Genomic DNA, 19,754 nt, shown 5'->3' on the forward strand with positions numbered 1-19,754 from the left:
AGATTAATGCGCCGTTTGATTATAGGTTTGACCCAAGTATATAAAAAGACAAAAAAGAAGAGTTAAAAGAATGTAAATGCCCCAGATTTTCCAACCACTTTTAGCCAAAAAAGCGACGACCATTAATGCGACCCAAAGAATGAATCCGCTGAAAGCCATTGTAATCAATACATCTGCACGATTGAACCAAGAAGCTAGAGCCAAATGAAAAGTGACAGATACAAAGTAACCTCCTAAAATCGCCGCAGTAATTTTGAGAAAACGAGGCAAAAAAGCCGGAGTTAAATATTTTGGATTTGCTGGCATGCTTTATTTAATGTGGTTTAGTTATAGTAGAATTCTAAAATGGCAACAAAAACAAGCAATGCTAGAAGTGCTTTGCTGTTTATTTTTTTTAATGGAGTCAGAATAATGATAAGACTTCCAACAGTCATCAGCTGAATGAAAAACATTAAAGTGCCACAACCTAAAGACTTTGTAAAAAGCCACATTGTATAGGCTGTCGCCAATAAAAATAATCCTGTAATTTTAGTTTGTTTTGGATTTCGTTGCATCCATTTTTCAAACCCTAAATCATACGATAAAGTGGCTCTTTTTGAAGTGTAATAAAGCGTATAAAAAGCTAAAAAAACGACAAGGCTGGCAATTGTTATCATAATTTTTGGAATTTAAAAACACCTTTCTGTTTGTTCAGAAAGGTGTTTGTGCTTGATTTTTTATTAGAACTTATAAGAGAAACTTGCAGCGAAAGTTCTAGGATCTTTTGGATGAATTGTTGACCATCCGTCATAGATTTCTTTGTTTGCGATGTTGTTTAACTTAAGCGTTATGGCAAATTTTTCTGTACTATAAAATAAAGAAGAGTTAAGTTCTGTATATTCTGGAATTGTAAATGTTCCTGAAACAGATCTGTTCATGATCTTGTTGTCTCCAACATAGTTTCCACCAAATCCTAAACCAAATCCTCTTAGTGTTCCGCTAGTAAATTTGTAGCTAGCCCATAAGTTTGCTAAGTTGTAGGCTCCGGCGCTTTCTGGTCTGAATCCTACAAAGTCAGCATCTCCTTGTGTTAAAGTAGCATCATTGTAGCTATAGCCAAGAATAATGTTTAAACCTGTAATTGGGTTAGCGATAAATTCAGCTTCAAAACCTTTGTTGTGCTGTGCACCGTCTTGGTAGTTCGTTACATCAGTTGCGTTTGGTCTTACGCTGTATGCCATATTCGAAACTTTAATGTCGTAGTAGCTTAAAGTAGCGTATAATTTATCTTTGAAAATATTCAATTTTGTACCAAATTCGATTTGGTTAGCATGTTCAGGATCAAACGTTACTGGAGTTCTCACAGTTCCATTTACGTTTTCGCTAGGCGCTACATTTGAAAATCCATTCATGTAATTGGCGAAAATAGATACTTTGTCAATAATAGGTTGGTAAACTAATCCGAATTTTGGAGAGAAAGAAGTTTGATTATAATCGTCAGCATCTGTAGAAACATCTCCTGTGTTCATAAAACGGTCAGCACGTAAGCTTACCATTGCAGAAAAAGCAGGAGTAAAGTTGATTACATCAGAGAAATAAGCGCTGTAAACTTCTTGTTTTGTTTTGTTGTTGTTTCTTGGAGCATTTCCAACAATTGCGTCAGATCCAGCTTTAGTCAAATCTCCTGTGTCGCCATTTGATGGTCCGAAAATGGCATTGAATGCTGCTAAATTATCTCCAACATAAACATATCCGTTTGCAAAATAACCTGTACCACGATCAAGACCAACTCTGTTGTAGTAATCTAAACCAACTACAAGTCTGTTTCTCATGCTTCCGATTTTAAAATCACCAATAAAGTTTTGTTGTACGTCAAAAGTGGTGTTTTTGTTGTCTTGGTAATTAAAATATCTTCCTAAAACAATTCCGTCTCCAGGTTTCATTGGAGTATAAGCAGTTCCTTCATATAAGTAAGCGTAATTTCCAGTTGACTTAGCATTACTTGTAGAAAAAATAGTTTGCGAAGTCCATTGGCTAGAAAGCTTATAGTTCATTTGCGCCTGGATGTTGTAAGAAGGTGTTTTGATTGTTAATTCGTCGCTCGTGTAAGAACGTTTGTTGTCGTATTTCAATTCGGCAATATTGCGAACTCTTAACGGATTTCCTCTGTCTAAAAACAACATTGTTGGATTTGTTGTTTCATTAGTCATGAATTCTGTATTTACTAAGAACGATAATTTATCATTTACTTCGTAAGATAATGATGGAGCGATAAAAAATGATTCTCTAAAACCAGCATCTTGAAAAGTATTTTGCTTGTTGTAAGCCGAATTAATTCTAAAATTAAGTGTTTTTTTATCGTTAAGAGAGGTGTTAAGATCTACAGTTGCACGATTTAAACCATAGCTTCCAACAGTATAATTTACATCTCCGCCAAATCCTTTGTAAGGTCTTTTTGTTGTAGTATTGATTAATCCTCCGTATGAAATTAAGCTGCTTCCAAATAAAGTTCCAGAAGGGCCTTTGATGATTTCAACTCTGTCAATGTTTGCAGGATCCAAACTTCCGTTTGTCAAACCTGGCACCCCATTTACAATTGTAGCTTGAACTGGGAATCCTCTTAAAGAGTAGTAACTTGCACCATCGCCTCCACGTCCTGTTGAAGCCCAAAGTTGTGTAACGCCAGGCGCATTTTTTAATGCATCATCAAATGTTGTAACTACTTGTTCTTTTAAAACGCTTCCGGTAATTGTAGTGTAAACTTGTGGATTTTCAAGATTTTTAAGAGGCAATCTCGAAACTTGTTGGTTGTCTTTGCGTACAAAACTATTTTTGCGTCCATTAACAACGATTTCTGTTAATTCTTCTGAATTTGAGATAAGATTTAAATTTTCAGTTAATTCTTGTCCTTCAGCAACAGTAATTTTTTTTTCGATTGTGTTGTAACCAACAGCCGAAACTTTTAGTGTATAGCTTCCTGCCTTAACATTTTTGATTTTGTAATTACCTTGGTCATCTGAGATTGTTCCAAATCTAGTGCCTTTTAAAGCGATCGAAATGCCTTCCGGAGATTCATTATTGTTTAAAGATATTTTGCCTTTAACAGTTGCTTTTTCTTGTGCAGAGATTGTTGCGCATGTCAATAAGAAAAAACAAGAAATTAAGATAGAAAATGTAAATTTTAATTTCATTTTTATTTAGAATTAATTTTAATAGTGCAAATTTAAGTGTTGAAACCCAACTATACAAGCTATTTTTATTTATTCTAAATAAATTTTTTTTAAAGGGTAAAATTTACATTTTTTCAAAAAATTAACATCTTAAGCTAAAATTAAGCTAATCTTAAGCAAAAAAAGCCTGTTCAAATTGATGAACAGGCTTTTTATTATTTTCTAAAATTATTTAAAATTACAACTCTAAAGCACGTTTAGCGTCGCCATTCATCAATAATTCTAATGGATTTTCTAAAGCTTCTTTAACAGCAACCAAGAAACCAACTGACTCACGTCCGTCGATGATTCTGTGATCGTAAGAAAGCGCAACATACATCATAGGGTGGATTTCAACTTTTCCGTTTACAGCAATCGGACGCTCGATGATGTTGTGCATTCCTAAAATTCCTGACTGTGGAGGGTTGATAATTGGAGTAGATAACATACTTCCGAAAACACCACCGTTAGTGATTGTAAAAGTTCCTCCAGTCATGTCGTCAACTGTAATTTGACCGTCACGAGCTCTTAAAGCTAATCTTTTGATTTCAGCTTCAATGCCACGGAAAGTTAAGTTTTCAGCATTACGAACAACAGGAACCATTAATCCTTTTGGTCCAGAAACAGCGATAGAGATATCACAGAAATCGTATCCTACTTTGTAATCTCCGTCGATCATAGAGTTTACATCTGGATATAATTGTAAAGCTCTTGTAACCGCTTTTGTAAAGAATGACATGAAACCTAAACCTAAACCACCGTGCTTAGCTTTGAAAGCATCTTTGTATTCGTTACGAATATTGTTGATTGGCGTCATGTTTACTTCGTTGAAAGTAGTAAGCATAGCAGTTTCATTTTTAGCCGAAACTAATCTTTCTGCAACTTTACGACGCAACATAGATAATTTTGTGCGCTCAGTTCCACGGTTTCCTCCAGTTGGAGTTCCCATTGAAGCTACAGCTGTTGCATTTACAGCATCATCTTTAGTGATTCTTCCGCCTTTACCAGTTCCAGAAACTGATGCTGGAGCAATATTTTTTTCATCTAATATTTTTCTTGCTGCCGGAGATGGAGTTCCCGCTGCATAACTTGTAGCTGCTGGAGCTGGAGCTGCTTTTGGTGCTTCAGCCTTTGGAGCTTCTGCTTTTGGTTCTTCAGCCTTTGGTGCTTCTGCTGCTGGTGCAGCTGGAGCGCTTCCTGCTGGTTTTGCAGCATCAGTATCAATTAAACAAACTACAGCACCTACTGCTACTGTATCACCTTCTTCAGCTTTTAGTGTAATTACACCACTCATTTCAGCAGGCAATTCAAGAGTAGCTTTGTCTGAATCAACTTCAGCAATCGCTTGATCTTTTTCTACATAATCTCCGTCTTTTACTAACCAAGTTGCAATTTCAACTTCTTTTATTGATTCCCCTGGTGATGGGACTTTCATTTCTAAAATCATCTTATTTCTTTGTTTAAGGTTTTTATGGTTTCATGTTTCAAGTTTCAGTTTGTTAAACTTGAAACATGGAACATGAAACTTGAAATAATTTTTTTAATTATCTAAATAAATTTTTATCGAATACCATTCTAATTGCATCTGCGTGACGGCGTTTTGCACGTGTGTAACTTCCTGATGCAGGAGCAGAATATGCTTTTAATGAAGCCAATCTCCATTTTACAAGATCAAAGTTCATTAACATAAAGCTGTAAGCTCCCATGTTTTTAGGCTCTTCTTGTGCCCAAACATAATCATCTGCATTTGGATATTTAGCGATGATTTCTTTAATCTGCTCAACTGGGAAAGGGAATAATTGCTCGATACGAACCACTGCAACGTCATTTCTTCCGTTGTTTTCTCTTTCAGCCACGATATCATAGTAGAATTTACCTGTACAGAAAACTAAAGTTTTTACTTTCTTTTTATCTATTGCATTGTCATCAATGGTTTCTTGGAAACTTCCGTTTGCGATTTCATCCACTGTAGATACACATCTTGGATCACGCAATAAACTTTTTGGAGAGAAAACAACCAATGGTTTACGGAAATTCGTTTTCATTTGTCTTCTCAACAAGTGGAAGAAGTTAGCTGGCGTTGTACAATCTGCGACATACATATTATGTCTTGCGCAAAGTTGTAAGTAACGCTCCATTCTTGCAGAAGAGTGTTCTGCACCTTGTCCTTCATATCCGTGTGGCAATAATAAAACAATACCATTTTGGTTGTTCCATTTGTCTTCTCCACAAGAAATATATTGGTCAATCATAATTTGAGCACCATTAGAGAAATCTCCAAATTGTGCTTCCCAGATGGTTAAGGCTTTTGGATTTGCTAAAGCATATCCGTAATCAAAACCAAGAACACCATATTCAGATAAAAGCGAGTTGAAAACGCCAAATCTTCCTTTTTTGTTCTCAATACCGTTTAATAAGATTACTTCTTCTTCAGAATCTTCTACTTTAACTACAGCATGACGGTGCGAGAAAGTTCCTCTTTCTACGTCTTGTCCAGAAATACGAACATCAAATCCTTCAGTTAAAAGTGAACCGTAAGCTAGTGCTTCTGCAGTTCCCCAATCAACTGTATTGTTGTCGTATCCAGTTTTTCTATCGGTAACGATTTTGGTTATTTTGCTGATGAATTTTTTATCAGCTGGCAACGTTGAGATCGTGTTGATGATAGAATCCAAACCTTTTTTGTCAAAAGTAGTATCTACTTTTTGAAGCATTTGTGTATCAGTTACCTGAACAAATCCTTCCCATTCGTTTTTCATGAATGGCGTAATGATCGTCAAATCTTTTTTACGAGAAGCTTCTAAGTTTTCTTCTAATTTAGATTTGTATTGTTTTTCTAAGCCATTCACATAAGAAGCATCAATTACACCGTCAGAAAGTAATTTCTCAGCATAAATGTCTCTTGGGTTTTTGTGTTTAGCGATGATTTTGTATAAAACGGGTTGCGTGAAACGAGGTTCATCACCTTCGTTGTGACCGTATTTTCTATATCCTAATAAGTCGATAAATACGTCACGTCCAAACTGCATTCTGTAGTCTAATGCAAAAGATACAGCGTGAACAACAGCCTCAGCATCGTCAGCATTTACATGCAATACTGGAGATAAAGTTACTTTAGCAACGTCTGTACAATAAGTTGATGAACGAGCGTCTAAATAGTTAGTCGTAAATCCAACTTGGTTGTTGATTACAATGTGGATTGTTCCTCCAGTTTTGTAGCCATCAAGTTGCGCCATTTGAATAATTTCATATAAAATACCTTGACCTGCAATTGCAGCATCTCCGTGTACCGCGATTGGCAATACTTTAGAGAAATCATCAGCATAATATTTGTCTTGTTTCGCTCTTGTGATACCTTCAATTACAGCTCCAACTGTTTCTAAGTGAGAAGGGTTTGGTGCCAAATTGATGTTGATGCTTTTTCCAGATCTCGTTTTTCTGTCAGCAGTAAGACCTAAATGGTATTTTACGTCACCGTCAAAATATTCTTGATCGTAATCTTTACCGTCAAACTCACCAAAGATATCTTGAGTTGATTTTCCGAAGATGTTTGCCAAAACGTTCAAACGACCACGGTGCGCCATTCCCATTACGAATTGTTCAACACCTTTTTCAGCAGCTTGTTCGATCAAAGCATCTAAAGCTGGAATGATCGATTCTCCACCTTCTAATGAGAAACGTTTTTGTCCCACATATTTAGTGTGAAGAAAGTTTTCAAAAGAAACAGCTTCGTTTAATTTATTTAAGATTGTTTTCTTTTCTTCAGTAGAAAAAGTAGGCTGATTAACATTTACAGCTAACTTGTCTTGAATCCATTTTACAACGCCAGGATTTCTGATATACATATATTCAATACCAATATGTTGGCAGTAAATAGCTTTTAAACGGTTTACGATATCTTGTAGAGAAGAAGGTGCCATTCCGATTGTCTGAGCAGCATCAAAAACTGTTGAAAGATCAGCTGACGATAAACCGAAGTTTTCGATGTCTAAAGTTGGCGAAGATTGTCTGCGGTCACGAACAGGATTTGTTTTCGTGAATAAATGCCCGCGCGTACGGTATCCGTCAATTAATTTTAAAACGTTGAATTCTTTCTTTAGTTTTTCTGAAACCTGACTGTAATCTGTGTTGTCGCTTGTCACGTACTCAACAATTGTTTGCACAGGATTTTCGTCATTATAAGTTGTCATTCCAAAGTCAAAACCTTGGAAAAAACTTCTCCAGCTAGGCTCAACGCTGTCTGGGTTAACTAAATATTGATCGTATAATTGTGCAAAAAACTCGGTATGCGCTGCGTTTAAAAATGAAAACCTATCCATAATATGAGTGAATATACTTTTTTGTTATATAGAAAGGCAAAAGTACAACAATCACATTTATTTAAATCTTTTTTTTACGTACTTTTACGTAAAAATTTGTTAAAATAAACGTTAACTATGAATAAAAATCAAATTTCAATCGTTTTCAATTCTTTTTTTGTGATTTTGGCAGTTTTATTTTTAACCAATGTTAAAGCGCAGCAAAATTATGTTATAGACAATAGCAATCACTTTTGGGAAAAAGTGCAATTTGGCGGCGGACTTGGATTGGGTTTTGGTTCAGGTTATACCAATATTTCGGTTATGCCGAGTGCGATTTACAACATCAATCCTATAGTTTCAGTCGGTGCTGGACTGCAATTTGGTTATTTATATCAGAAAAATTATTATGAATCTTTTGTTTGGGGAGGAAGTCTTATTGGATTGGTAAATCCAATTCCAGAAATTCAGTTATCTGCTGAATTGGAACAAGTGAGAGTAGATACCCAATATGAAGCTACCTATAATTTCCCATCTTATTCAGATAGCTATTGGAATACTGCATTATATCTGGGAGCAGGGTATAGAACAAATAATGTTACCATCGGTGCGCGTTACGATGTTTTATATAATCCAAACAAAAGCCTTTACGGATCTGGATTTATGCCTTTTGTGAGAGTTTATTTCTAAGATGCTATCCCGATAGCTATCGGGACTGAGATGCTAAGATTCTAAGTTTTTAAATGTGAAAATGTGAAAAAATATATTTCTATAATAATTGTAATTATTACTTTGAGTTGTAATAATACCTAGAAATCAAAACATACTGCTGAAAAGATTGCAAAAAAAGAATTGCGACCTTTTTTTGATTCTGATGAAATCGATCATTATTTTGGAAATTACACTCTTGAAAATGTAATTGATTTTACAGGAAAAAGTAAAAGATCAAAAAAACAACAAGAGCTTGAAGGTTTGTTTGCAGGTTATTTTCCTGATAGTATTCCTAAAAAAGATTTTGAAGAAATTTTGCTAAGTCATAATTATAAGAAATCTGATCTTACAATTAAACAGCAAAAAGAAATTGAAAATATATTCAGTGAAAAAGACTCTTTACAAATGAGTGCATACGCATGTGTTCCAGAATATAGGGATATTTTTATTTTTAAGAAGAAGGAAAAAACGGTTGGAATCGCAAAGATTTGTTTTAAATGTGGTCGTTTCCAGATTATAGGAAGTAAAATTGATACGCAATATTTTGGGCTTTTTGAGGAATTAGAGAAATTGCATAATATTGTTCGTCCCAATGAGAAAAAAACTTAGAATCTTAGCATCTTTACTTGTAATAATTCCGAAACCAAACTTTCTGCCATTCTCTTTTTAAAATCAAGAAAGAAACTTGTTCAGCTAGAATGGCTAAATCTGAGCCATCGAGCTGTTTGATGTCGTTTTCTGGAACGTCGATTATGTATAAAAGGTTGAGATATTCAGCAAATTTGTACTGAATCATTCGGTAGATTTTTTCGTGAAGCTGAATCTTTAATTCTTCGGGGGAAATGCTTAATGGAAAATCGATTCCTTCATTTGCCAAATTAAAATCCTTGTTGATCTGCTCAATTAAATTTAAGTATAAAGATTCCTTTTGAGCTTCTTCGAATAGTAATTCGGTATTTAAAGGTGAAACATACATAATTTTAGAAATTATTAATGATAATTCTCAGATTCAATAGCAACATTAATGCGTTTATTGTCTGTTTTTGATTTCCAGAGATCAACAATTTTTGCTAGCAGTATGTCGCCGCCTGCGTATATAAAAACCGCTCCCATTGGCGGGTTCGCTGTTGGGATTAAACTCAACGTTTTTGGTGCCCATTTCCAGCATTTAAAAAAGGTTCCAGCCAGTTCGATAAATATAACACAAACTGCTATAAAATAGTACAGATTCTGCCATTTTTTTCGCTTTAAAAGCAAAAAGAAAAAGACTCCAAAAATAAGCGAAAAAATATCGTTTAGAAAGAAACCGACGTATAAAAACAAGAGCGAAAATCCAATTGTAAAATATATTCTAAAGGCTTTTTCGTTGTTGTACGCCCATTTTGTATTTGCATAAATATAGCCCGAAGCAAAAACAATTGCATGTCCAAAAGGAACATAAAACGGAATAAATTCGGTTTTGTAATTGTACATTTCGAGCAACGAGCAGAAAATAACTTCTCCAAGATAAGACAAAAGCACCATCACAAACATTAATTTTCTTAACTGAGAATCAGAAAACCAAAAGAAAAATGAGAAATAGATGATTGTTAAAATGGTGGTAATGTGTTGACCGTCGAAAAAGTGTGTGCTAAAATAGACGCTGTCAATTCCTAATGCTAAAAGTGTGAAAAAAGGGAAAAAGACAGCAAAAAACAATTGTTTTTTGGCATCGTAATTTCTGTCATCAAAAAAGAGAGCATTAATGATTTGGTTCATAAAGTGCTCAATATTAAACTTTTCGACCCATTAAGTTTTCTCCAAACGTTCTCAGGATATTTTTCTTTTCAGCATTAATATCCATTTTTTCTAAAGTTTCAAAAGCTTTAAAAGTGTACATTTCTATTGCATCTTGCGTTGCTTTTGAAGCGCCTGATTCGTTAAAAATAGCTTTTGCAGTCTCGATTTTTTCTGAATTTTCATCCAATTGCGAAGTGAATAATTTTTGTAATTCGGTTGCTTTTTCAGGAGTTGAAAATTCTAAGGCTTTTAAATATAAATAGGTTTTTTTGTTTTCGATAATATCGCCACCAACTTGTTTCCCAAAAGTTTCTGGATCTCCAAAAGCGTCTAGGTAATCATCTTGAAGTTGAAAAGCCAATCCTAAATTCAATCCGAAATCATAAATTAAGTCAGCTTCTTTTTCTGACGTTTTGGCTACAATTGCACCCATTTTCATTGCAGCGGCAACTAAAACGGCTGTTTTGTATTCGATCATTTTTAGATATTCCGGAATAGTAACATCGTTTCTTTCTTCAAAATCAACATCCCACTGTTGGCCTTCGCAAACCTCAAGTGCAGTTTTGCTGAATAATTTGGCCAAATCTCTAAAAACTGCTGGCTCGTATTGTTCAAAATATTGATAAGCGAGAATCAGCATGGCATCGCCAGACAAAATTCCAGTGTTGATATTCCATTTTTCATGCACTGTTTCTTCGCCTCTTCGCAAAGGCGCATCATCCATAATGTCATCGTGAACAAGTGAGAAATTATGAAAAACTTCTACTGCCATTGCAGCCGGTAGAGCGATCGTATAATCAGTATCAAAAACCTCCGAAGCCATTAAAGTAAGCACCGGGCGCATGCGTTTTCCGCCAAGTCCTAAAATATATTCGATAGGCTCATAAAGGTTCTTCGGTTCTTTTTGTATGCTTTGTTTTTTTAAGTAACTAATAAAAAAATCTTGGTACTGACTAATATCGTGCATAAAATGAAATTCTGATTTTCGAGGCTCAAAGATACAATTCAATTATGAATAATCTATATTAAATGCGACTATGATTTTATTGTTTGATGCAATCGCAGTGATTTTTGGATTCTTAAAATTATTTTTCAAAAAACTTGGAAACTTTTTTGGTATTCAGAGTTTCCCGTGTATATTTGCAGCTCAAAACGGAAACTTTGGACACTGTGAAAGTTTCCGTATAAAATTTAAATAATTTATAAGTTTTTCAAAATCAGATATTTATGAAAACAACATGGACTTTAGATTCGACACAATCAGATGTTTTAATAAAAATGAGACATTCTAAAATTGCCTATTTAGGAGGCATTACCAATAAATTTGGAGGTTATGTGGATATTGAAGATAATGAAATTGAAGACGCATCGGTTGAGTTTTCATTGGATATAAACAATAAAAATGAAAGCTTCCAGCGTATAGATTCGCATTTGCAGCTTCAGGATTTCTTTGACGAAGACGAGCATCCTATTATCAGTTTTAAATCGACTTCATTTCAAAGAGTAAACAATAACATCAACTTCTTTAAAGGTGATCTAACCATAAAAGATGTGACTAGAGTGGTTGAATTGGATGCTGAATTCATCGGTATGAATACTTACAATGGAGAGAAAAAAGTAGCTTTTGAGATTAAAGGAAATATTAAACGTCAGGATTTTGGTCTTGATTATGATTCTTTCAATCATCAGAATGGTGAAGCACTTGGAAAAGATATTAAATTAATTGCAAATTTAGAATTTAGCATATAATTCCTACATAATGAATAAGTTAATGTAAAATTATTACAAATATAACGGAAACTATTTTTCTGATTTTAGTTTCCTAAGTATATTTGTAATGCAATGAAAATCAAAATGAAAGAGAAAATTATATCAAAAGCTAGTGAATTGTTTTTGAAACTCGGTTTTAAAAGTGTCACCATGGATGATATTGCAGGGGAGATGTGTATTTCAAAAAAAACGATTTATAAATATTTCTGCAATAAGGAAGTTTTAATCGAAGAAAGCACTTCGATGGTCCACAGGCAGGTTCACGAAATCATGGATACCATTATCGCAAAGAATTATAATGCGATTCAGGAGAATTTTGAGATTAGAGAAATGTTTCGTGATATGTTTAAAAACAACATTGATACGTCGCCTATTTATCAATTAAAAAAACATTATCCAGAGATCTATCAAAACATTTTATCCTTTGAAATCGATCAGTGCACGCAATGTTTTAGAGATAATATCGAAAAAGGAATTCGCGAAGGCCTTTACAGAAGTGATTTAAATGTAGAGGTTTACGTTAAATTTTACTACACTCTGGTTTTCCATATCAACGAAAATACTGTTTCTGAAAGCGAAGCGCAAAGAATAGAATTAGAAGCACTAGAATATCACACCAGAGCGATGGCAACTCCAAAGGGAATAGAAGAATTAGAAAAACAACTTAAGAAACTTACCGCTTAATCGTCAATATATAATTTATGAAAAAAATCATTGTAATACTTTTGTGCTCTCTTGGCCTTTCGGCTAATGCGCAAGTCACACTAACCTTAAAAGACGCGCTTGTTTATGCGCTTCAAAATAAAGCTGAAGCTAAAAAGGCAAAATTAGAGGTTGAAAATAGCGAATATAAAATTCAAGAAATACGTTCTAGAGCCCTGCCTCAAATTTCTGCAAACGGAAACTTAACTCATAATCCAATAATTCAAACAACGGTTATTGATGGAGCCGGTTTTGGTCAGCCAGGAACTACTATTCAGGCTGCTTTTGGTCAAAAATGGACTTCAAACGCAGGACTTTCATTGACTCAGGCAATATTTGATCAATCTGTCTTTACAGGTTTAAGAGCTGCAAAATCTACTCGTGAATTTTATCAAATCAACGATCAATTAACAGAGGAACAAGTTATTGAAAGAGTAGCAAATAACTATTATTCGGTTTATGTACAGCGTGAAAGATTAAAATTGTTGGATAGTACTTATCTTAATACAACAAAAGTTCACGATATCGTAAAAGGACAATTTGACAATGGTTTAGCCAAGAAAATTGATTTAGACCGTATAATTGTAAAATTGTCAAACATTGATACAGATCGCCAACAAGTTAAAAACCAAATTGAATTACAAGAAAATGCTTTGAAGTTTTATATGGGAATGCCAATTGAAACTCAAATTATTATCCCAAAAGAAGAATTTGAGGCTGTTCCTGCATCATTAACTGAGGTTCCAAATGTAGAAAACAGAACAGAATATCTGCTTTTGAAAAAACAAGAAGAACTTTTGGTATTCAATAAAAAAGCTGTTGAAGCAGGATATTACCCAACACTTTCGTTAACTGCTGGTTACAATTATATTGGTCAAGGGCCACAATTTCCTTGGTTTGCAAAACCTTCAGATGGCGTTTATTGGTCAGATTACGCTGCTATCGGATTAAATTTACACGTACCAATTTTTACAGGATTTGGAACTCGTGCTAAAGTAAGACAAGCCGATATAGAAATTAGATCACTTCAGGAAGATATCAAAGACACTAAACTTTCTCTTGATCTGGATTATAGAAATGCAATGGCGCAAATCGATAACAACATGGTAACCATCCAGAACCAACAAGAAAATATGCGTTTGGCTCGTGAAATTTTGAGCAATACAAAAAACAATTATCTGCAAGGTTTAGCATCTTTAACCGATTTATTGGATGCTGAAAATGCACATCAGGAAGCTCAAAATAATTACACAAGAGCTGTTTTAAATTATAAAATTGCCGAAGTGGCATTAATCAAATCAAAAGGCGAACTAAAAACTCTTATTAAATAACTAATTACAATGAAGAAAACTATTATAACAATCGTAATCATAATCGCAGCTTTGGGTGTGATAGGATATGTTTTAAATAACAATAAGAAAAAGAATAAGGAAAAAACAGATATCGTAGCCGAGAAAAATGCTGCTGTTTCTGTAAAAGTTACTCCAGTAAAAACAGAAGTAGTTTCATTAGATTTCGTTGCTAACGGAAACTTTGCTCCAACTCAGGAATTGACTTTCTCTGCTGAAAAATCTGGAAAAGTAATTAGTGTTTTGGCTAAAGAAGGTGATTACGTAAGAGTAGGTCAGACTTTATTGACAATGAGAGGCGATATAATCAATGTAAATGCCCAACAAGCACAAGCAGTTTATAATAATGCAAAATCTGATTATGCGAGATACGAAAATGCTTTTAAAACTGGCGGTGTTACAAAACAACAATTAGATCAGGCAAAACTGGCTTTGACAAATGCTCAGTCAAACTTAACTCAGGCAAATATTAATGTTGGTGATACAAAAGTAAAAGCTCCAATCAACGGATTTATCAATAAAAAGTATATTGAGCCAGGTTCTATCTTGACAGGAATGCCTGCAACTGCATTATTTGATATCGTAAATACTGCAAAATTAAAGTTGACAGTTACGGTAAACGAAAATCAAGTAGCAAGCTTGAAATTAGGAGATAATATCAATGTTACTGCAAGTGTTTATCCTGATAAAACTTTCCCAGGAAAAATTACATTTATCGCTGCAAAAGCTGATGCTAGTTTGAACTTTCCAGTTGAAATTGAAATTACAAATAATTCAAACAACGACTTAAAAGCAGGTATGTACGGAACAGCAAATTTTGCATCTAAACAGCAAAAACAAAGCCTAACAGTCGTTCCTAGAAATGCATTTGTTGGAAGTGTGAGTAGTAACGAAATTTTTGTAGCTGAAAACGGTGTTGCAAAATTGAAAAAAGTTGTTGCTGGAAGAATCTTAGGAGATCAAGTAGAAATTTTAAGCGGATTATCTGATGGGGAAAAGGTAATTACTACAGGTCAAATTAACTTACAAGACGGTAATACAGTAGAAATTATTAAATAATTATTGGCTTTAAGCCCTAAGTAATAAGTTTTAAGCCCTAAAAAAGCCTAAGGCCTATAGCTTACAGCCTATAGCATAAAGCAACAAATATGAAATTAGCCGAAATATCCATAAAACGTCCGTCGTTAGTAATTGTATTGTTTACAATTCTGACTCTTGGTGGATTGTTCAGTTACAGCCAATTAGGCTATGAGCTGATCCCAAAATTTGAACAAAACGTTATTACAATTTCTACTGTTTATCCTGGAGCTTCTCCAAGTGAGGTAGAGAATACAGTGACCAAAAAAATAGAAGATGCGATTGCGTCTTTGGAGAACGTAAAAAAGATTGACTCCAAGTCGTATGAAAGTTTGTCGATTGTTTCGATTACGCTGACATCAAACGCAAAAGTCGATTTTTCTTTGAACGATGCACAGCGTAAAATCAACGCCATCATCAGTGATTTGCCAGATGATGTTAAAACGCCGGCTTTAACCAAATTCTCGTTGAGTGATTTACCAATTATGACACTTGGTGCCAATGGTAAAATGGACGAAGCGGCCTTTTATGACTTAATTGACAAAAAAGTGGCTCCAATTTTATCTCGTGTACAAGGTGTGGCGCAGGTAAACATTATTGGTGGTTCTGAGCGTGAAATTCAGGTGAATCTTGACGCTGTAAAAATGCAGGGTTACGGACTTTCTATTCCTCAGGTTCAGCAAAATATTTTGACTTCAAACTTAGATTTCCCAACTGGAAACATTCAGACTCGTGATCAAAAAATATTAATTCGTTTAGCGGGTAAATATAAAAGTGTTGAAGAATTAAGAAACTTAGTGGTTTCTTCCCAAAACGGAATTCAAATTCGTTTAAGTGATATTGCCGATGTTCAGGATACGCAGAAAATTGCTGAAAAAATATCACGTGTAGATCAAAAAAGTGCAATCGTACTGCAAATCATCAAACAATCTGATGCAAATGCGGTGGCAGTAAGTGAGCAATTACTAAAAACAATTGCAACTCTTGAAAAAGATTATAAAGTAAATCAACTTAAATTAGAAGTAGCAAAAGACAGTACAATCTTTACTCTTGAAGCAGCAGATTCTGTTGTTCACGATTTATTGATTGCGGTAATTCTGGTAGCATTTGTAATGTTGTTTTTCCTTCACAGTATTAGAAACTCATTGATTGTAATGGTTTCGATTCCTGCATCGTTAATTGCAACTTTCATCGGAATTTATTTAATGGGATATACTTTGAACTTAATGAGTTTACTTGGTTTATCTCTTGTTGTGGGTATTCTTGTGGATGACGCGATTGTGGTTTTGGAGAATATTTACAGGCACATGGAAATGGGTAAAAGCCGAATCCGAGCGTCTTATGATGGAACAGCTGAAATTGGTGGAACCGTAACTTCGATTACATTGGTAATTGTTGTAGTATTCTTGCCAATTGCGATGAGTTCTGGATTGGTTTCTAATATCATTACGCAGTTCTGTGTTACGGTAATTATCTCAACGATGTTATCATTGTTGGCTTCATTTACTATTATTCCATGGTTATCTTCTCGTTTCGGGAAATTAGAGCATATTGAAGGAAAGAATTTATTTGGAAGAATCATCCTTGGTTTCGAAAGTTATTTAACACGTTTCACGGATTGGGTTTCTCATTTATTGACTTGGTGTTTAGATCACTATATTAAAACTTTTGTTGTTGTAATTGTACTTTTCTTTGCTTCAACCATTGGATTAATGGGCGGAGGTTTCATTGGAGGAGAGTTCTTTGCTTCTTCTGATAGTGGAGAGTTCTTGGTTCAAATTGAAATGCCAAAAGATGCTTCGTTAGAACAAACGAACTTCATGACACAAAAAGCTGAAGCTTTCTTAAAAGCTCAGGAATATGTTCACAGCCAAATTACAACGGTAGGACAAACTTCTGAAGGTTTTGGAGCATCTCAGGCTACGGCTTACAAAGCAGAGATCGACGTAAAAATGATCGAGCAAAAAGACCGTACAGATGATGCGAATGTTTATGCTGCAAAAATCAAACGTAAACTTGAAAAAGTATTAGTTGGAGCAAAAGTAAAAACAGTTCCGGTTGGTATCTTGGGTACTGCTGAAGATGCAACTTTAGGATTAATTGTAACAGGTCCATCTACAGAAGCGGCAATGGCTTTTGCGAAACAAGCTGAAGCAGAATTACGTACAATTCCTGGAACAACTGAGATCAAATTAACGGTTGAAGACGGAAATCCTGAAATCAACGTAAAAGTAGATCGTGATAAAATGGCTGCTTTAGGTTTGACGCTTCAAACAGTTGGTTTAACCATGCAAACTGCTTTTAGTGGTAATACTGACGGTAAATATAGAGCTGGTGAATACGAATACGATATCAATATCAGATATAATGCTTTTGACAGAAAAAGTATTACCGACGTTAGTAATTTGATTTTCATTAATAATGCAGGTCAGCAAATTAAATTGTCGCAATTTGCAGATATTACTGAAGGTTCTGGACCTAGCCAGTTAGAGCGTAGAGATAAATCGGCGTCTGTAACTGTAAAAGGACAAAACGTTGGGGTTCCATCGGGAACAATCGTTCAGCAATGGCAGGTTAAATTAGATAAATTGAAAAAACCAGCTGGAGTAAACTACATTTGGGGTGGTGATCAAGAGAACCAATCTGAAGGATTTGGTACTTTAGGAATCGCTTTATTAGCCGCTATTATTTTGGTTTACCTTGTAATGGTGAGTTTGTATGACAGTTTCGCGCATCCATTCGTAGTATTGTTTGCAATTCCGCTTTCGTTTATCGGAGCGATGTTAGCGCTGGCATTGACAAATAATTCATTGAATATCTTTACCATTTTAGGTATCATCATGTTGATTGGTCTGGTGTGTAAGAATGCGATCATGCTTGTCGATTATACGAACCAAAGAAGAGCAGCAGGAGAATCTATCAGAAATGCGCTAATTCAGGCGAACCACGCTCGTTTGCGTCCAATCTTGATGACAACAATTGCGATGGTATTCGGTATGTTCCCAATTGCATTGGCAAAAGGAGCGGGAGCTGAATGGAAAAACGGATTGGCTTGGGTAATTATTGGAGGTTTGATCTCTTCTTTATTCTTGACCTTGATTGTGGTTCCTGTAATTTATAATATCATGGAGAAATTGATTCAGAAATTCTCTAAAGGAGAAAAAATCGACTACGAAGCTGAAATGGTGGCTGATTATACGCCAACAGAATTAAGCGAAGACGGTTTTAATCCGAAACATACCCATTAATTTTGATTTAATTTTAGACGAAAGTTCCAATTAGGAAATTTCAAAACTAAAAATCCCAAATTCCAATATGAAGGAGTTTGGGATTTTTTTATTGATTTTAGGAATTAAGAAAAAAAATGTTTCACGCAGATTTTACAGATTTAAGCAGATTTAAAAAAGATTTTCGTTTAATTAAAGATAGCCTGTGGTTTCAACCACGGGCTATGTTGAGCAAAAGAGATAGATATTTCAGCAGATTTAATTAGAATAAATCTGCGTTTATCTGCTTAAATCTGTTTAAAATCTGCGTAAAAAAATTATAGATAGTTTATTTAAAAATCTGTTTATTTGTATCACCTTACAAAAATTATTATGCTACAAAAAGATAAATCGGCTGCGATTGGTTTCATTTTCATAACCATGTTGATTGACATTACGGGCTGGGGAATTATTATTCCGGTTGTTCCAAAATTAATCGAAGAATTGATTCACGGAGATATCAGCGAAGCGGCAAAAATTGGCGGCTGGCTGACTTTTGCGTATGCAATAACACAATTTGTCTTTGCACCAGTAATTGGAAATTTGAGTGATAAATTCGGAAGAAGACCTATTATCTTGATTTCGCTTTTCGGATTTTCATTAGATTATCTTTTGTTGGCATTTTCACCAACGATTATTTGGCTTTTTATCGGAAGAATTATTGCTGGAATTACCGGTGCGAGCATCACAACAGCTTCTGCCTATATTGCCGATGTCAGCACGGCCGAAAACAGAGCAAAAAACTTTGGATTAATTGGTGCCGCTTTCGGATTAGGATTTATCATCGGACCTGTTATTGGAGGTTTATTAGGACAATACGGATCACGGGTTCCTTTTTACGCAGCAGCGATTTTGTGTATGGTCAATTTCCTTTACGGATTTTTTATTTTGCCAGAATCTCTTAAAAAAGAGAACCGAAGACCTTTTGATTGGAAACGTGCAAATCCAGTTGGTGCGATTTTAGGCTTGAAAAAACATCCAGAATTAATTGGGTTGATTTCAGCAATATTCCTTTTATATGTGGGTTCGCATGCGGTTCAGAGCAATTGGAGTTTCTTTACCATTTATCAATTCAATTGGAATGAAAGAATGATCGGAATTTCATTAGGAATCATCGGACTTTTGGTTGGAGTAGTGCAAGGCGGATTAATCCGTTTTATTAATCCGAAATTAGGAAACGAGAAAAGTATTTATGTTGGTTTGGGATTATATACAGTCGGAATGTTATTATTTGCTTTTGCAACAGAAAGCTGGATGATGTTTGTGTTTTTGATTCCGTATTGCCTTGGCGGAATTGCTGGGCCGGCTTTGCAATCAGTTGTAGCCAGTAAAGTATTGCCAAGCGAACAAGGCGAAATTCAAGGAACTTTGACCAGTTTAATGAGTGCTTCTTCCATAATTGGTCCGCCAATGATGGCCAATACTTTTTACTTTTTCACTCATAGTGATGCGCCATTTAAATTTGCAGGAGCGCCCTTTATTTTGGGCGGATTTTTAATGCTGCTGAGTACTGTTGTTGCTTATTTTTCATTGAAAAAACATTCGGTTCCAAAAACAGAAATCAGTCAACAAGAAATCGAATAAAAACGAAAAAGCCTTCATTACATAAAATGA

General features: G+C 34.8%; 16 protein-coding genes. 8 read left to right on the top strand and 8 right to left on the bottom strand.

The window, feature by feature from the left end:
- Window positions 1-3: 3 nt before the first annotated feature.
- The 5 genes from SCB73_RS08030 to SCB73_RS08050 all read right to left on the bottom strand — a co-directional run bounded on the left by SCB73_RS08030 (window position 4) and on the right by SCB73_RS08050 (window position 7,507).
- On the bottom strand, window positions 4-306 hold the full coding sequence (locus SCB73_RS08030; RefSeq protein ID WP_320569534.1) for a hypothetical protein: 303 nt from the start codon (window positions 304-306) through the stop codon (window positions 4-6).
- 17 nt (window positions 307-323) lie between these two features.
- Window positions 324-656: a hypothetical protein gene (locus SCB73_RS08035; RefSeq protein WP_320569535.1), complete on the bottom strand. Its 333-nt coding sequence runs from the start codon at window positions 654-656 to the stop codon at window positions 324-326.
- 63 nt (window positions 657-719) lie between these two features.
- A complete protein-coding gene (locus SCB73_RS08040) occupies window positions 720-3,170 on the bottom strand; it encodes a TonB-dependent receptor (protein WP_320569536.1) in 2,451 nt (816 codons plus the stop codon).
- Between the two features lie 217 nt (window positions 3,171-3,387).
- Entirely contained in the window at window positions 3,388-4,635 is a 1,248-nt protein-coding gene (gene odhB / locus SCB73_RS08045) for a 2-oxoglutarate dehydrogenase complex dihydrolipoyllysine-residue succinyltransferase (protein ID WP_320569537.1), read from the bottom strand.
- Between the two features lie 97 nt (window positions 4,636-4,732).
- Window positions 4,733-7,507, bottom strand: a complete 2,775-nt coding sequence (locus SCB73_RS08050) for a 2-oxoglutarate dehydrogenase E1 component (RefSeq protein WP_320569538.1) — start codon at window positions 7,505-7,507, stop codon at window positions 4,733-4,735.
- Between the two features lie 117 nt (window positions 7,508-7,624).
- Between SCB73_RS08050 and SCB73_RS08055 the strand changes: the two genes are divergently transcribed.
- Together SCB73_RS08055 and SCB73_RS08060 are read left to right on the top strand one after the other, a co-directional pair.
- On the top strand, window positions 7,625-8,176 hold the full coding sequence (locus SCB73_RS08055; RefSeq protein WP_320569539.1) for a hypothetical protein: 552 nt from the start codon (window positions 7,625-7,627) through the stop codon (window positions 8,174-8,176).
- Between the two features lie 162 nt (window positions 8,177-8,338).
- A complete protein-coding gene (locus tag SCB73_RS08060) occupies window positions 8,339-8,806 on the top strand; it encodes a hypothetical protein (RefSeq protein ID WP_320569540.1) in 468 nt (155 codons plus the stop codon).
- Between the two features lie 13 nt (window positions 8,807-8,819).
- Here the strand turns inward: SCB73_RS08060 and SCB73_RS08065 are convergent, their stop codons facing one another.
- The 3 genes from SCB73_RS08065 to SCB73_RS08075 are packed head-to-tail and all read right to left on the bottom strand — an operon-like array spanning window position 8,820 to window position 10,943.
- Window positions 8,820-9,173 (bottom strand): hypothetical protein, encoded by a 354-nt coding sequence (locus SCB73_RS08065; RefSeq protein WP_320569541.1) that lies wholly within the window; start codon window positions 9,171-9,173, stop codon window positions 8,820-8,822.
- A 14-nt stretch (window positions 9,174-9,187) separates the two neighbouring features.
- Window positions 9,188-9,955, bottom strand: a complete 768-nt coding sequence (locus SCB73_RS08070; RefSeq protein ID WP_320569542.1) for a hypothetical protein — start codon at window positions 9,953-9,955, stop codon at window positions 9,188-9,190.
- A 13-nt stretch (window positions 9,956-9,968) separates the two neighbouring features.
- Window positions 9,969-10,943 carry a polyprenyl synthetase family protein gene (locus SCB73_RS08075; RefSeq protein ID WP_320569543.1) on the bottom strand — a complete coding sequence of 325 codons (975 nt, stop codon included), beginning with the start codon at window positions 10,941-10,943 and terminating at the stop codon, window positions 9,969-9,971.
- 260 nt (window positions 10,944-11,203) lie between these two features.
- On the opposite strand from SCB73_RS08075, the gene SCB73_RS08080 reads away from it, so the two are divergent.
- The 6 genes from SCB73_RS08080 (at window position 11,204) to SCB73_RS08105 (ending at window position 19,724) form a co-directional block, all read left to right on the top strand.
- Window positions 11,204-11,725, top strand: coding sequence for a YceI family protein (locus tag SCB73_RS08080; protein ID WP_320569544.1), 522 nt, complete (start codon window positions 11,204-11,206; stop codon window positions 11,723-11,725).
- Between the two features lie 105 nt (window positions 11,726-11,830).
- On the top strand, window positions 11,831-12,430 hold the full coding sequence (locus tag SCB73_RS08085; RefSeq protein WP_320569545.1) for a TetR/AcrR family transcriptional regulator: 600 nt from the start codon (window positions 11,831-11,833) through the stop codon (window positions 12,428-12,430).
- Between the two features lie 17 nt (window positions 12,431-12,447).
- Window positions 12,448-13,779, top strand: a complete 1,332-nt coding sequence (locus tag SCB73_RS08090) for a TolC family protein (protein WP_320569546.1) — start codon at window positions 12,448-12,450, stop codon at window positions 13,777-13,779.
- A 9-nt stretch (window positions 13,780-13,788) separates the two neighbouring features.
- On the top strand, window positions 13,789-14,856 hold the full coding sequence (locus tag SCB73_RS08095; RefSeq protein WP_320569547.1) for an efflux RND transporter periplasmic adaptor subunit: 1,068 nt from the start codon (window positions 13,789-13,791) through the stop codon (window positions 14,854-14,856).
- 89 nt (window positions 14,857-14,945) lie between these two features.
- Complete coding sequence (locus SCB73_RS08100) at window positions 14,946-18,122, top strand: efflux RND transporter permease subunit (protein ID WP_320569548.1); 3,177 nt, start codon at window positions 14,946-14,948, stop codon at window positions 18,120-18,122.
- Between the two features lie 351 nt (window positions 18,123-18,473).
- Complete coding sequence (locus SCB73_RS08105) at window positions 18,474-19,724, top strand: TCR/Tet family MFS transporter (RefSeq protein ID WP_320569549.1); 1,251 nt, start codon at window positions 18,474-18,476, stop codon at window positions 19,722-19,724.
- Window positions 19,725-19,754 lie beyond the last annotated feature (30 nt).

It is taken from the genome of Flavobacterium sp. KACC 22761 (genome assembly GCF_034058155.1).
Lineage (GTDB): Bacteria > Bacteroidota > Bacteroidia > Flavobacteriales > Flavobacteriaceae > Flavobacterium.

What these genes read in the sequence shown, in the direction of transcription:
- SCB73_RS08080 (WP_320569544.1), top strand. Translation starts at nt 11,204, where the DNA reads ATGAAAACAACATGGACTTTAGATTCGACACAATCAGATGTTTTAATA.
- SCB73_RS08030 (WP_320569534.1), bottom strand. Translation starts at nt 306, where the DNA reads ATGCCAGCAAATCCAAAATATTTAACTCCGGCTTTTTTGCCTCGTTTT.
- SCB73_RS08105 (WP_320569549.1), top strand. Translation starts at nt 18,474, where the DNA reads ATGCTACAAAAAGATAAATCGGCTGCGATTGGTTTCATTTTCATAACC.
- SCB73_RS08065 (WP_320569541.1), bottom strand. Translation starts at nt 9,173, where the DNA reads ATGTATGTTTCACCTTTAAATACCGAATTACTATTCGAAGAAGCTCAA.
- SCB73_RS08095 (WP_320569547.1), top strand. Translation starts at nt 13,789, where the DNA reads ATGAAGAAAACTATTATAACAATCGTAATCATAATCGCAGCTTTGGGT.
- SCB73_RS08075 (WP_320569543.1), bottom strand. Translation starts at nt 10,943, where the DNA reads ATGCACGATATTAGTCAGTACCAAGATTTTTTTATTAGTTACTTAAAA.
- SCB73_RS08070 (WP_320569542.1), bottom strand. Translation starts at nt 9,955, where the DNA reads ATGAACCAAATCATTAATGCTCTCTTTTTTGATGACAGAAATTACGAT.
- SCB73_RS08040 (WP_320569536.1), bottom strand. Translation starts at nt 3,170, where the DNA reads ATGAAATTAAAATTTACATTTTCTATCTTAATTTCTTGTTTTTTCTTA.
- SCB73_RS08085 (WP_320569545.1), top strand. Translation starts at nt 11,831, where the DNA reads ATGAAAGAGAAAATTATATCAAAAGCTAGTGAATTGTTTTTGAAACTC.
- odhB (WP_320569537.1), bottom strand. Translation starts at nt 4,635, where the DNA reads ATGATTTTAGAAATGAAAGTCCCATCACCAGGGGAATCAATAAAAGAA.
- SCB73_RS08035 (WP_320569535.1), bottom strand. Translation starts at nt 656, where the DNA reads ATGATAACAATTGCCAGCCTTGTCGTTTTTTTAGCTTTTTATACGCTT.
- SCB73_RS08055 (WP_320569539.1), top strand. Translation starts at nt 7,625, where the DNA reads ATGAATAAAAATCAAATTTCAATCGTTTTCAATTCTTTTTTTGTGATT.
- SCB73_RS08050 (WP_320569538.1), bottom strand. Translation starts at nt 7,507, where the DNA reads ATGGATAGGTTTTCATTTTTAAACGCAGCGCATACCGAGTTTTTTGCA.
- SCB73_RS08100 (WP_320569548.1), top strand. Translation starts at nt 14,946, where the DNA reads ATGAAATTAGCCGAAATATCCATAAAACGTCCGTCGTTAGTAATTGTA.
- SCB73_RS08090 (WP_320569546.1), top strand. Translation starts at nt 12,448, where the DNA reads ATGAAAAAAATCATTGTAATACTTTTGTGCTCTCTTGGCCTTTCGGCT.